This window comes from Caulobacter sp. GW822-FHT07D08, from assembly GCF_058798735.1.
Window position 1 is genome coordinate 440,130 of record NZ_JBXAKU010000001.1, and the last position, 12,393, is coordinate 452,522.

11 protein-coding genes are annotated in these 12,393 nt (G+C 67.9%); 4 read left to right on the forward strand and 7 right to left on the reverse strand.

Going from position 1 to position 12,393, the window contains the following annotated elements:
* Nucleotide 1 precedes the first annotated feature (1 nt).
* Together AC1RJ9_RS01920 and AC1RJ9_RS01925 are read right to left on the reverse strand one after the other, a co-directional pair.
* Nucleotides 2–682, reverse strand: a complete 681-nt coding sequence (locus tag AC1RJ9_RS01920) for a beta/gamma-crystallin (RefSeq protein WP_492835203.1) — start codon at nucleotides 680–682, stop codon at nucleotides 2–4.
* Between the two features lie 90 nt (nucleotides 683–772).
* A complete protein-coding gene (locus AC1RJ9_RS01925) occupies nucleotides 773–2,875 on the reverse strand; it encodes an acylase (RefSeq protein ID WP_492835201.1) in 2,103 nt (700 codons plus the stop codon).
* A gap of 164 nt (nucleotides 2,876–3,039) precedes the next feature.
* Between AC1RJ9_RS01925 and AC1RJ9_RS01930 the strand changes: the two genes are divergently transcribed.
* On the forward strand, nucleotides 3,040–3,804 hold the full coding sequence (locus tag AC1RJ9_RS01930) for a class I SAM-dependent methyltransferase (RefSeq protein ID WP_492835199.1): 765 nt from the start codon (nucleotides 3,040–3,042) through the stop codon (nucleotides 3,802–3,804).
* Nucleotides 3,805–3,921: 117 nt separating this feature from the next.
* On the opposite strand, the gene AC1RJ9_RS01935 is transcribed toward AC1RJ9_RS01930, so the two are convergent.
* A complete protein-coding gene (locus AC1RJ9_RS01935; RefSeq protein WP_492835197.1) occupies nucleotides 3,922–5,010 on the reverse strand; it encodes a L,D-transpeptidase family protein in 1,089 nt (362 codons plus the stop codon).
* 44 nt (nucleotides 5,011–5,054) lie between these two features.
* Between AC1RJ9_RS01935 and AC1RJ9_RS01940 the strand changes: the two genes are divergently transcribed.
* The gene (locus tag AC1RJ9_RS01940; protein WP_492835195.1) at nucleotides 5,055–6,182 is read left to right on the forward strand and encodes a D-alanyl-D-alanine carboxypeptidase family protein; all 1,128 of its coding nucleotides are present in this window, start codon (nucleotides 5,055–5,057) and stop codon (nucleotides 6,180–6,182) included.
* Here the strand turns inward: AC1RJ9_RS01940 and AC1RJ9_RS01945 are convergent.
* A complete protein-coding gene (locus AC1RJ9_RS01945) occupies nucleotides 6,112–6,732 on the reverse strand; it encodes a glutathione S-transferase family protein (protein WP_492835193.1) in 621 nt (206 codons plus the stop codon). The genes AC1RJ9_RS01940 and AC1RJ9_RS01945 overlap by 71 nt on opposite strands.
* Entirely contained in the window at nucleotides 6,729–6,902 is a 174-nt protein-coding gene (locus AC1RJ9_RS01950) for a hypothetical protein (RefSeq protein WP_492836079.1), read from the reverse strand. Before AC1RJ9_RS01950 ends, AC1RJ9_RS01945 begins: the two co-directional genes overlap by 4 nt.
* 63 nt (nucleotides 6,903–6,965) lie before the next feature.
* Here AC1RJ9_RS01950 and AC1RJ9_RS01955 point away from each other — a divergent pair, with 63 nt between their 5' ends.
* Nucleotides 6,966–7,535, forward strand: a complete 570-nt coding sequence (locus AC1RJ9_RS01955) for a hypothetical protein (protein WP_492835191.1) — start codon at nucleotides 6,966–6,968, stop codon at nucleotides 7,533–7,535.
* A gap of 39 nt (nucleotides 7,536–7,574) precedes the next feature.
* The gene (locus AC1RJ9_RS01960) at nucleotides 7,575–8,351 is read left to right on the forward strand and encodes a protein NO VEIN domain-containing protein (protein ID WP_492836077.1); all 777 of its coding nucleotides are present in this window, start codon (nucleotides 7,575–7,577) and stop codon (nucleotides 8,349–8,351) included.
* A 22-nt stretch (nucleotides 8,352–8,373) separates the two neighbouring features.
* Here the strand turns inward: AC1RJ9_RS01960 and AC1RJ9_RS01965 are convergent, their stop codons facing one another.
* Together AC1RJ9_RS01965 and AC1RJ9_RS01970 are read right to left on the reverse strand one after the other, a co-directional pair.
* Complete coding sequence (locus tag AC1RJ9_RS01965; RefSeq protein ID WP_492835189.1) at nucleotides 8,374–9,249, reverse strand: hypothetical protein; 876 nt, start codon at nucleotides 9,247–9,249, stop codon at nucleotides 8,374–8,376.
* Between the two features lie 181 nt (nucleotides 9,250–9,430).
* Nucleotides 9,431–12,361 (reverse strand): DNA methyltransferase, encoded by a 2,931-nt coding sequence (locus AC1RJ9_RS01970; RefSeq protein ID WP_492835187.1) that lies wholly within the window; start codon nucleotides 12,359–12,361, stop codon nucleotides 9,431–9,433.
* Nucleotides 12,362–12,393: the final 32 nt, after the last annotated feature.

Below are 12,393 nucleotides of genomic sequence, written 5' to 3' on the forward strand. Positions count from 1 at the left end.
CCTAGCGGACGCGACGGATCGAGCTGATCGCGTCGTTCCATTCGCGGGGCAGGATGGCCTGGTCGGCGTCCAGGCGGCTGCAGCGGCCCTGATAATTGGCGTGTTCGCAGATCTCCCAGCGACCGCCGGCGCGGCCGATCTGGATCGACGAGGCCTTGTCGTTGAACTTGACGGCGCCGAGGTCGGGCATGTCGCCGTTTACCTCGAAGGCGCGCCCCTGGTAGTTCGGGTCCTCGAACAGCACGACGCCGTCGCGCGAGCCGCCGGGGCGACCGCCACCGCCGTTGTTCCAGCCTCCGCCATTGTTGCCGCCGTTATTCCAGCCGCCGCCGCCATTATTGCCGCCGCCGTTATTCCAACCGCCGCCGCCGTTCCAGCCGCCATTGTTCCAGCCGCCGTTGTTCGAGCCGACAAGGCTCTGGCAGATCAGCTTGCCGTCGCCATTGGCCATGCCCTGGCTGTTGCAGTCGCGCAGATAGGCGCTGACCCAGGCCCAGCCGCCGCGGCTGGTCTTGCAGCGCGCGTGGACCTCGCCGTTGAAGGTCGTGATCTCGCGGCACGATTGCAGGTACGAGCCGCGCGGCGGCTCCTGGTAGGCGCCGTTCCAGTTCGGCGCCTGGGCCGAAGCGGCCGTGGCCATGGCGACAACGGAGAAGGCCATCAGGCCAAGGGTCTTTCGCATTTGGTTTCCCCACCAAGGAAGGCTTCGTCGTGTGAAGCCCAGCTAACCGTTTCCCAACTGAACGGCGCCTGAACGGTCTAGCTCTGAAAGTTAACGGTCGATCGGGCGATAGTCGACCTTAACGTGTCCTTTCAGCTGCTCCTCGGTGAACCAGACCGGCTTGGTCTTCATGGCCACGAACAGCGGCGTCTGGTCGGCATAGTGCGGCGAGGCGGCGTCGAGAGTGGCCGAGCCGAACTGGTGGATGCTCTCCGAGCGCAGCATCCCGGCTTTGTCCCAGGTGACGAACATGATGAAGGTGTCGCCGCCGTCGGCCGTGGTCGTGCCGTCCGTCTCCGGCTTGCCCCAGACCGAGCGATAGGTGTCGGCCGCCCCGTCGATCGGCAGGTCCACGCTTCCGCGCCGGATACGATTGACCTGGCCCCATTCGGGATCGAGGCGGCCGAAGTGGGTCTTCAGCTGCTTGATCGCCGCCCGCAGGCTGGCCAGCGGCGTCGGGGCCGGGTCGCCGTTCGAGCGGGCGAACAGGATCGGCTGGGTCATCAGCGCCGCCAGGGCCGCGCCGCGATCATGGACGTCGGCCTTCTTGTCCCAGGCGCGCAGGATGGCCTGGGCCTTGGCGAGATCGGCGTCGCCCTTGGGGTCGATCGCGGTGACCTCGCGGACCATCTCCATCACCGACGAGCGGTCGCTGAAGGTCACGTCGAACTTGTGGGCGCGGAAGCTGGCGTCGGTGATCGCATGGTCGGTCCCGAAGGTCTCCAGCGCCCGCCAGGCGCGGTTGGTCATGTTGGTCTGCAGGCCCATCGACGCCGGGAAGGCCTCGGGCTTGAGATTGTCGGCCGCCTCGCTGGCCTGGAACGGGCTGTTGTTGGAGTTGAACACCAGGCCCGACTTCGGATTCCACAGCTGTGGGATCTGCTCAGGCGGACGGTAGCCCCGCCAGATCAGGTCCGAGCGGTCGCCGGGAAGGATCCCCTTCCAGTCGGCGTCGACGGTGCGGTTGGGGTATTGGCCGTTGTGGACGAAGCCGATGTTCCCGGCCTTGTCGGCATAGACGTAGTTCAGGCTGGGGATGGCGTGGGTGGCGATGGCCGCGCGCCATTCCTCGACGGTGCGGGCGCGGTTCAGCCGCCAGTACTGCAACGGCTGGCGCCACTCGCCCATGCCGGCGTAGCGGATGGCGAAGACGCCGTGATCCGTCTCCAGCACCGGTCCGTGCGCCGAGCGCAGGACGGCCTTCCTCACCGGCAGCACGATGGGGCCCAGCAGCTTCACGCGCAGGGTGACGTAGCGCTTGTCGAAGTCCTTCCACTGGCCGTCCAGTCTGTACTGGTTCTTGTTCGCTGGGTTGAGGGTCAGGCGGTAGATATCCACGAGATCGGGCTTAGAGACGGTATTGGCCCAGCCCAGATTGGCGTTGTGGCCGTGCAGCATGAACGGCGCGCCGGGGAAGAAACCGCCGGCCACGTGCCAGCCTTCGCCGCTCTCGACCACGGCCTCGTACCAGGCGACCGGGCCGGTATAGGGCTGGTGCGAATTGACTAGCAGCCGCGTGGCCCCATCGGCGCTGCGCGAAGGCGCGGTCGCCAGGCCGTTCGATCCCTTGGCCGGCGGCGGCGGGGCGTCCGGCGCCGTGAGGCGCTTCAGCTCGCCGTCCAGGCCGTAGAAGAACGGCTGCTTGAAGACGAAGCCGGCTTCGATGTCGTGGCCGGTCAGAGGCAGCAGGCCCGCCTTGACCTTCTCCGGGTGCTTGGCGGCATAGACGCTGACCCCGTCGGCATAGGCCTCCATGATCTTGCGCAGCTCGGCCGGCAGCTCGCCATAGTGAGCGTTGGTGGTCGGCCAGACGTCGAGCAGGGCGGTGACATAGTCGGTCGGCGCGGCGGCCTTGCCCTTGTCGCGGGCCAGTACGCCTCGGGTGGCCAGCACCACGTCCTGCAGGGTGGCGAAGTCGTCCTCGCTCTGGGCGTAGCCGAGACCGAAGGCGGCGTCGGCGTCGGTCTTGCCCAGCACGTGCGGCACGCCCCAATCGTCGCGACGGATGCGGACGTCGTAGGCCTTGGCCTTGTCGAGCAGGGCCTGGCGGGCAGGGGCCTTGGGCAGGCTGGCCTGGTCGATGACGATCAAGCCCGCCGCCGCCAGCACCACGAGCGCCAGCAAGGCGCCGATCCCGCGCAGGATCCACTTCATCCGAGCCTCCCCAGCCCATTATTTGTTACCGACGATCATGCGGGGCGCGCTTGGTCGTGCCTAGAGCCGCTTTCGACGAAAGCTGTCTGAAACGTCGCGAGAACGTCGTTCGCCATCCCTGACTGGGCTGCTAGGTTCGATTTAAGCAAAGAGGGAGGCGGCCCATGGCTCGCAAGCACTTGGTTTCGGCACTCGCCGGCGTTCTGGCTTTCGGGGCGTTCAGCGCCGGCGGCGGCGGCGCTTTGGCCCAGGTCCCCGCCAATGTCGAGAAGGCCCTGGCCGACCCGTCGCGCCCGGCCGCCGACACCGCCCGCGACGCCGCCCGCCATCCGGGCGAGGTGCTGGCCCTGGCCGAGGTCAAGCCGGGCGACACGGTCATCGACTACATCATGGGCGGCGGCTATTTCACCCGCATTCTGTCGGCCGCCGTCGGCCCCAAGGGCGGTGTCTATGCCTACCAGCCCGCCGAGTTCATCAAGTTCAAGGCTCAGTACGGCGAAGACCAGAAGACGGTCGCGGCGGCCCTCTCGAACGTCAAGCCGCTGAACGGTCCGATGACCGCGCTGGACCTGCCGGACGGCGCCGACGTGGCGATCACGGTCCAGAACTATCACGACCAGCACCTGAAACCGTTCCCGGTCGACACCGCGGCCAAGGCCAATGCCGAGATCTTCAAGTCGCTGAAGCCGGGCGGCGTCTTCCTGGTCATCGACCACGCCGCCCTGTCTGGCGCGACCGCGGCGCCGGACGCCCTGCACCGCATCGACATCGCCCAGGTGAAGAGCGAGGTCGAGGCCGCCGGGTTCAAGCTGGAGGCCGAGAGCCCGCTGCTGGCGAGCAAGGACGACCCGCATACGGCGAGCGTGTTCGACCCGAGCATTCGCGGGAAGACGGATCAGTTCATCCTGAAGTTCCGCAAGCCGAAATAAAGCTAACCACTGGGGAGCCGTCCTCGCCCTTCGACGGGCTCAGGGTGAGGACTACTCTGTCGCCGCGTGTCAGTAGAAACCTCACCCTGAGCTTGTCGAAGGGCGGGGTTTCGGGTCCTAGCTCGCCCTCGCCTCCGCGCCCATGAACACCACCTTGGCGCCCTTGTTCACGGCCGAGCCCAGCTCGGCCGCGTCCCAGTTGGTCAGGCGCACGCAGCCGTGCGAGGCGCGCTTGTTGACCAGCTTGGGATCGGGCGTGCCGTGGATGCCGTAGGTGTCCTTGGTCAGGTCGATCCAGGTCGAGCCGACAGGGTTGTTCGGCCCCGCCTTGATGGTCAGCTTGCCCTTGGGCTTGCCGAACGTCAGGCGCGACGGGTCGTAGGTGTAGGTCGGCCTGGGCGCCAGGGTGCGCACGGCCCATTCGCCGGTCGGCGCGGGACGCTCGGTGCTGCCGACCGTCGCCGGATAGGTCGCCAGCAGGGCGCCGTCCTTGTCGAAGGCGCGGACCTGGCCCAGGGCCTTGTCGATCTCGATGCGGTCGACCTTGCGATCCAGAGTATCGGCGCCAGCCGCCGTCACCACGATCGTCGTCCCCGCGACGCCGAAGTCGACGCCGGGATTCAGCGCCTGCAGCAGCGCCTCGTCCATGTGGAAGCGTTCGGCCAGCATTTCGAGCGGGGTCATGTAGTCGAGGGCCGGCAGCTTGGCCATCGCCTCGTAGTCGTCCTTGGGGATCGGCGGCGAGAACGGGCCGGCCTCGTCCTGGGCGGTGATGGTGTAGTCGACCAGCACCGGCCCGGCGTCTCCGGCGGTCAGGGTGTCGATCAGTCGTTGCGTGATCTGACCGTCGGCCGTCTGGCTGCGCGAGGTCTGGAAGGCCTTGATCGCCAGGGTCAGGTTCGTACCATCGCGGCCGTCGATGACGCCCGGCGAGAAGTGGGCGCGGTCCAGCAGGGTCTGGACGCGGACCAGCAGATTGCGGCGCGCCTCGGGATCGGTGGTGGCGGGATCGAAGGTCGCGGCGTTGATCGTCTGGGCCAGCGGCGAGCTGGCCGCGACAGCCGCCGGCGCGGCGACGACCGGTGGCTGAGGGGGCGCGGACTTCTGGACCGTCTTGGCCGGCGCGGGCTTGGCCGGTGGCTTGTCGTCGCAGGCCGACAGGGCCAGCACGGCGATCAGGGCGAAACGGGAAACCAGGACGGTCATAAGAACTCCAGACGGAACGACTGCCCCGTCTCAAGGCTTGAGCCATGGCGAAGTTCCGTGGGATCGCGAGGCCAAATGCGGGGATCGACTTGAGGGCGCTGCGACGATGGCTTTGGGGCCTTGGCCTTCTGTTGCTGGCGGGCGGCGGGTTCTGGCTATGGGTGACGTGGCCCAGCGGCGGAGCCCCTTCAAGACCCGCTCAGCCGCGCGACGAGACCGCCTACGCGACGCCGGCGGAGCAGCACTTCACCTCCATCGACCCGCCGTCGGCCCCAACGCCGCTGGCTGGCGCGGCGGAGACCTGCGATGGGACCGACGCCCCCGACACCGCCGCCGCCGTCAACGCCGCCTCGCTGTCGACCCTGGCCTGGTCCCCGTTCGGCAAGCCAGAGACCGGATGGGAGATCTACGCCCCACGGATCGCCGCCGAGATCGGCACGACCTGTGGCCCAGGCTCGAACGGCTTCGCCTCGGCCCTGGCGCGCTGGCAGGGCGCGCATGGCCTGCGGCAGACCGGTGTCGTCGACCCCGCGGTGTTCGGCGTCATGCTGGTCCGCTGGCATCTGGCGCGACCGTTCGTGCGCGTGAACCGCGAGGGCATGTGCCCCGGCGCGCCGCCCGAGGCCAGTCTCGCCCAGGCCGGTCCCAAGGAGAGCTATGGCGGCAAGGCCATCCGCCTGACGCCCGGCGCGTTGGAGGCCTATCGGAGGATGGTCGCCGAGGCGCGGTCGGCGGGCGTCTTGCCTCGGCCGGAGTCGCTGACGATCTTCTCGGGCTTCCGCGCCCCGGACGCCGACGCCCAGCGGTGCGCGCGAGACAACAACTGCCAGGGCTTGAGGCGCACCATCTGCTCGGCCCACCGCACCGGCCTGGCCGTGGACCTGGTCATCGACGCCGCGCCGGGCTCGAGACCCGACAGCTCAGCCGACGCCAACCGGCTCGTCATGGCGCGCTCGTCGGTCTATCGCTGGATGGTCGTGAACGCGCCGCGGTTCGGCTTCGTCAACTACGCCTACGAGCCCTGGCACTGGGAGTGGACGGGCGAGCCGCTGCTGCCGGGCGTGCCGATCTCGAGCCTGCCCCAGGAAGGCTCCGAGCCGATCACGGAACCCGCGGATCAGCCCACGTCCGGAACGCCGGCCTCTGGCTCAGCCGCTCGTAGTAGGCGGTGAGCGTCGGCCAGTTCTCGCGCTCGATCGGGCTGAACAGCCAGCGGTGGACCGAGAGGCCCAGCACGATATCGGCCAGGGTGAACGTGTCGCCAGCGACATAGGCCCCAGTGTCCACCAGCCGCGCGCTGAGCAGGCCCATGGCCGTGTTCCACGCCGCGACGCTGGTCGCGATCAGTTTGGGATCGTCGAAGCCGGGCGTCTTGCGGACCAGGCCGGCGAAGGCGTAGCGCCAGGCGGTGTTCAGCTCGGTGCACTGCCAGTCCATCCACTGGTCGACCAGCGCGCGTTGGCGGCGGTCGGCCGGAAACAGCGGCGTGTCGGCCGCCATGTAGCGGCAGATCGCGTTGCTCTCCCAGACCGGGCCGTGCTCATCGATCAGAACCGGCACCAGGGCGTTGGGGTTCAGCGCGACGAACTTCGGGTCGCTGGTGGGCGCGAAGCCCTGGCCCCAGTCCTCGCGCTCATAGGCCACGCCCAGCTCGTCCAGGGTCCAGAGGACCTTGCGGACGTTGATGGACGAGACGCGGCCGAGGACCTTGGGGATCGTCACCGGGTCATCCAGGGTCTGGACTTGCCGGTCGGGGCCGCGACGCTGGAGCGTTCGATCTTGCCGGTCGAGGCCTTGGCTCCGTGGCCGTGTTTGCCCTGGGCGGCCTTCTTCAGGCGCAGGGCGCGCTGCATCGGCGTTTCATCGGCCGGGACTTCGGGTTTGTCGGTCATGAAGGCGATGTAGGCCTGTAAAGACGCCTTGAGAAGGCCGCGCTTGAGGGTCACTTTGGAAAGATGTCGCGCCGCCGTTCGGTTCCCGTCCTGATCGCTTTCGCCGTGCTGGCCGCCGCGGGCGCGCACGCCCAGACGAAGCCGGCTCCGGAAGGCCCCAACACCGTCTCGCCCGTCCTGATTCTGCCGCCGACCCTGCCGCCGAACCTGGTCTCGACCTATCCGGCCCAGGACCAGACCGTGCCGCCGGGGGTGCTGATCCTCAAGGCCGCCTTCGACCAGCAGATGTCGCCGAGCGCCTGGAACTACGCCGCCGCGCCGGGCGCCGAGCCGATGGACTGCGTGAAGACGCCCCGGCTGCTGGGCGACCAGAAGACCTTCGTCCTGCTGTGCCGGGTGCTGGCCAACCGCACCTACGGCGTGACCTTCAACGCCGAGCGGACCGGCGGCTTCGCCAATCTCGGCGAGAACCCGGCCCATACCGCGGTGCTGACCTTCAAGGTCGACGCCGACGCGCCGGTGACCACCGTGCGCCGCGCCATGGAGGCCGCCAAGCTGCAGGCCGACCAGATGCCGGTGCAGGACGCGCCCATGGCCGTGGCGGGCGCGATGAAACAGCCAAGTTTACCCTAGCTTGTGGCGTAACACTCCGTCGTGACGCATCATCGTCCGATGACGGGGGAATCGGGGCGCGAGTGGACGGGGGCTGATCTGGCCGTGGTGGTGGGCGACTATGTCGCCCAGCTGGAGAAGACGCTCGCCGGCAAGCCCGTCGATCGTAGCGCCCACGACCGCACCGTCCGCTTCGTCACCGGCAAGTCCGACATGCCGATCACCTGGAAACAGGGCGAAATCTCGGCGGTGCTGTCGCTGATCGGCCTGCCGATCCTGCGCGACCAGCCGCCGCGCTGGTCGTACGACACCGCGTTGCTGGAAGCGGTCGAGGAGCAGCTGGCCGCCAAGCCGGCCCTGCTCAGCGCCGCGGTGCGCCCGGCTTCGCTGTTCACCGCCCCGCCGGCCGTGCCCCTGATCGAGGCCGCGCCGCCCCGGCCGATGCCGATGGACGAGCGCCTGATCCGGGTGATCCAGCGCTTCGACATGGGCGGGCGCGAGGCCGACGATCGCTTCCTCAAGGGCCTGGGCGTCTCCAGCATCATCGCCTTCGAGGCCCGCCGCCTGTCCGATCGCGGTCGCCCCGACCTGGCGGCGAAGATCCGTCCCTCCCGCGACGGCGACCCGGACGGCTGCGACGTGATCGGCTTCGGCCTGGACGAGACCCCGCGCCTGATCGTGGTCAAGACCACCCTCTCGGGCGAGGTCTCCCCGTTCGGCCTCAGCCAGGCCGAGTTCGACCTCGCCGAGGCCCGCCCCGAGGCCTTCCGCATCCGCCGCGTCTACGACCTGCTGGGCGAGGCGCGGTTCTACAGGATGAAGCCGCCGTTCGGGTGAGGCCTTCCGGACTCCGGAACGGCTAGGACGCGGCCAGGCGCCGCCGGCTCGGATAGGGCGGACGGGACGGCGGCCAGGTGCGCGCCGGGACCTTGCGCGCCGGACGCGGCTCGGGCCCGTTGAAGTCCATGATCGTGACGTCCAGCTCCTTCAAGGCGTAGGCGGTCGTGCGTTCGGCCGCCTCCAGGGCGTCGGCGTCGTCCTCGCCCAGATAGTCGCGGCGAAAGCGCATCACCCGCCGCTTGAACAGCGCCGGCACGCTTTCGGGCTTCAGCAGCATGGCCAGGGCCAGCAGGTAGATGCTGCGGAACATCAGGTCGGTCTCGTGCTCGACCGCCGCCTTGGTCGGCCGCCAGTCGACGAAGCCCGTCATCAGCAGCTTGGCGCGCTCGCCGTCGAAGCCGTCGGCCGTCGCTCCGGCCAGGGCGGCCTCCGAAGGCGGCTGCGGCGCGGTCAGCCGCGCCAGCCGATCGGCCAGGGTGGTCAGCCGCAGCGCCTCGTGGTCGCGCCCGTCCTGGATCGCCGCCGCCAGCCGGGCCATCGCGGCGTTGCGCAGGGCGGACGGGTCGGTCGACAGCGGCGCGGCGTTGAAAGCCTCCACCGCGTCGTCATCCGTCAGCCAGACCTCGCCGGGCAGGGGAGCGGACCGCCGGAGGCGCGCGGCCGTCTCCGCCTCGGTCTGGGCGTCGGCGTGGGCGCGCGCGACGGCGTCGCTGTTGGCCTTCTTGGTCCAGCCCTTGGCGCCGGCGCGATTATAGATGCTGCGCGTCGAGACTTTCCATTTGGCGGACAGCTCGGCGGCGGTCGCGCCGTTCTTGTACTCCGCGGCGATCTTGGCCCAGGAGTCCTCCGAAAGGCGGAACCAGGTCGGGCGGGCGTCGGGATGTGTCTTTGTCATGCCCGCCAGTCTGCGGCCGCGCGAGACGGCGGGGACAGAACGGCGTCGAAAATCGACAAGGCGTTGAAAAGGCGAGGGTCAGAGACGCAAACGCCGAGCGTTCAGGCGGGCGGATGGGCTCGTCTCCCACATTCGGAGCGTGGCCGGCGCCCAAGCCGCTCACCCTTTCGGCCGCCCCGCTCTACCGCCCCGCCGCCGCCCGTTCCTGGTTCAGGGCGAACAGGCGCTCCAGAACCTCGTCGTCCGACAGGTCGCCTGGCCAGCCATAGGCGGCGGCCACGGCGGCGTCCAAGCGCTTGTGGGCCATGTCCAGCCAGGGCGGGCGCTGGTTGTAGAGGTTGGTCAGGGTGCGCTTTTTCAGCTCGACCGCCGCCTCGGGGCTGACCGGCAGGACGCGGTCGGGATAGCCGGGGACGACCTCGGGCTCGATCCGCACCAGATCAGCCGGATTGAGCCAGGCCTCGCGCTTGGCGTTCAGGTCGGCCGCCGCCTCGCCGATGGCGATGGCGCGCGGGTCGGCGGCATAGTCGGCGGCCGGGATATTGGGCGTCAGGCCTTCCGGGAAGGGGAAGGTCTCGAAGGTGGTGGACGGGGTGTAGACTGGGTCGTTGCCGACGCCATGGCGTTGGCAAAAGCGTAAAGTCCACAACTCGTGAAACCTGCTAGAGAGAATCCCAAAGGATACATCATCCTCACGCCCAATGATCACTAAGCGCGTATCGGGACTGCACAGCGAATCCAGCCAACGAAATTGGCGGTGCTTAGAGACGAGAACCGTTGCTAGGACACGCGGCGAACTCGCTAGAAGTTCCCGAACATCTGATCCCGACCTTCTAAACCTCCACCACCGGCTCCTTCCTCCATTATCTGCGACCTTAGAGAGGTGAGCAAATGGTGCCTCAAACATCGAAGCATCGGCTTTAGATTTCTCATCAAAGTCGATGAGCCACAAATCGCGAAACCGACCGCTAAGGTCCTTCCCAGACCAAAGGGGCTTTAATACCTCACTGTTCTTTAGGCCATTTGGATTGGTCGGCGCCTTAAGCATCGCCCTCGCTATCTCGCCCGAGATATCGAAGGGGCCGCCAACTTCGAAGCCTCTAGCTGTTCGGCCTAAGTTTTCGGCCAGTCGCGTAACATCCGTTCCCGAGTAAGTGGAGGCCTTAAGGTCGGGCTGAATCGCATCTACAGCACTACCGTCCAACCGGACTTCGCTAGCTGGGTGTGCTCCAAAGGCGAACATGGAGACGCGAACATCCGCCCCATCTAATGCCCAGGCTTCGTCTGACCAGGCTTCAAATATCTCGGCCTTTCCTAAAAGCTTCTCCATAACCGGGCGATTGGCAGTGCCCCGCACCATATTAGTTGTAACAAATCCCGCCGCAGAAACTTGTCCTGTTGTAATTTTCTGACGAGCTTTTTCTATCCAATACATAACGAAGTCAGCCTTGGGGGGGACGCGGCCCTCAAACACACTCCTGAGAATGGGCGCCTTTTCGGGGAGATGACCCAGGATTTTCTTCCCACCCAGGAACGGCGGGTTGCCCACGATCACATCCACCGTCGGCCACACCGCCTCGGTCCCATCGGCGTTCAGCAGCGCGTCCCGGCGCTCGATCTGGTCCAGCGACGACAGGATCGGCTCGGCCAGGCCGGTATAGTTGTTCTTGGCGTTCCATTGCAGGTCGCCGATCCACAGGGTCACGCGGGCCAGTTCGGCCGCGTAGTCCTCGATCTCGATGCCGCGCACGCACGCCAGGCCGACGCGCGGGGCCGGAACCTCGATGCCCAGGCGGGCGGCGTCGACCAGGGCGCGGCGCTCGATGTCCTTCAGGGCGTGCAGGGCCACATACAGGAAGTTGCCGCTGCCGCAGGCCGGGTCCAGCACGCGATAGGCGGCCAGCCGGGTCAGGAACGCCTCCAGCCGGTCCTTGGCCTGGCCCAGGGCGGCGTCGGCCCGCTTGGCGATGGCGGTCAGGGCCTTGCGACGCGCGGCCTCGCCGGCCTTGGCCTTGTCGGGGTCCTGCCGCATGGCCTCGGCGGCGGCTTCCAGCACCGCCTTGCGCTCGTCCTCGGTGGCGGCGCGGGCCTCCATGGCGGCGCGGATCTCAGCCAGGGCCGCTTCCCACTCGGCCATCAGCGGCCAGGTGATCACCGGGTCGATGATCTTCAGAATCTTGGCGCGGTCGGTGTAGTGGGCGCCCAGGGCCGCCCGCTCGCGCGTGGCCTTCAGCGCCTCCTCGAACATGTTGCCGAACACCGACGGGTCCAGCTCGGACCAGTCGTGCTCGCCGGCGGTGTCGCAGATCAGCTTGATGTCCGCCCGCTCCAGCGGCAGGGCCGGCTTGTCGTCGAACAGGCCGCCATTGAACCAGCGGATCACGTCGGCGCCGAACAGACCGCCGGTGCGCATCATCGAAAACAGGGCGTCGAACTGCGCCGCCGCCTCGGTGGGCGGGCGCATCTGCATCGACCGCGTCATGCGGGTGAACAGGCCCTCGGGCAGCAGCTTGGCGTCCTCGGCGAACATGCAGAAGACGACGCGGTTGAGGAAGTGGGCCACCTCGCGCGGGTCATGGCCGCGCTCCTGCAGACGCCGACCCAGATCGCCAAACCGCTGGGCGACCTTGGCGGTCAGTTCCTGCGGGCTGATCTTCGGCTTGAGGCTTTCGGAGCCCTCGAACACCAGCCGCAGCACAGCCAGCTTTTCAGGTTCGTGCAGGTCGTCGAGCGTGAACTCGATCTTGCGGCTGATGGTGTTCGTCCAGTTGGTGTGGACGATGATCCGCTCCATGTCGGAGACGATCAGATAGGGCGGATTTTCCAGGTCCAGCGCATAGGCCTGGAGCTGGCGCAGGGCGGCGTCGAGGTTCTTGTGCTTGCCCTTGTACTCCCAGCCAAAGCAGTGCCTGCGCCAGACATCGGCCCAGCCGTCGCCGCCGCCGGTCTTGGCCGCGCCGCGCTCGAAGCAATAGTGGTCGCCGTGAGGGTCCGCCTCGGCGGGGGTCGGCTCGCCCAGCATCCGGCACAGGTCGATGAAATGTTCCTGCGACCCCTGCCGTTCACGCAGGTGGCTGTCGCTCCATTTCTTGATGAACTGCGCGGGGGTCATGGGGGCTCCGACTCAACCAGCCGACCATAGCC

Excerpts from the sequence above, each read along its gene's own strand:
- AC1RJ9_RS01920 (WP_492835203.1), bottom strand. The coding sequence starts at position 682 with ATGCGAAAGACCCTTGGCCTGATGGCCTTCTCCGTTGTCGCCATGGCC.
- AC1RJ9_RS01925 (WP_492835201.1), bottom strand. The coding sequence starts at position 2,875 with ATGAAGTGGATCCTGCGCGGGATCGGCGCCTTGCTGGCGCTCGTGGTG.
- AC1RJ9_RS01930 (WP_492835199.1), top strand. The coding sequence starts at position 3,040 with ATGGCTCGCAAGCACTTGGTTTCGGCACTCGCCGGCGTTCTGGCTTTC.
- AC1RJ9_RS01935 (WP_492835197.1), bottom strand. The coding sequence starts at position 5,010 with ATGACCGTCCTGGTTTCCCGTTTCGCCCTGATCGCCGTGCTGGCCCTG.
- AC1RJ9_RS01940 (WP_492835195.1), top strand. The coding sequence starts at position 5,055 with ATGGCGAAGTTCCGTGGGATCGCGAGGCCAAATGCGGGGATCGACTTG.
- AC1RJ9_RS01950 (WP_492836079.1), bottom strand. The coding sequence starts at position 6,902 with ATGACCGACAAACCCGAAGTCCCGGCCGATGAAACGCCGATGCAGCGC.
- AC1RJ9_RS01955 (WP_492835191.1), top strand. The coding sequence starts at position 6,966 with ATGTCGCGCCGCCGTTCGGTTCCCGTCCTGATCGCTTTCGCCGTGCTG.
- AC1RJ9_RS01960 (WP_492836077.1), top strand. The coding sequence starts at position 7,575 with ATGACGGGGGAATCGGGGCGCGAGTGGACGGGGGCTGATCTGGCCGTG.
- AC1RJ9_RS01965 (WP_492835189.1), bottom strand. The coding sequence starts at position 9,249 with ATGACAAAGACACATCCCGACGCCCGCCCGACCTGGTTCCGCCTTTCG.
- AC1RJ9_RS01970 (WP_492835187.1), bottom strand. The coding sequence starts at position 12,361 with ATGACCCCCGCGCAGTTCATCAAGAAATGGAGCGACAGCCACCTGCGT.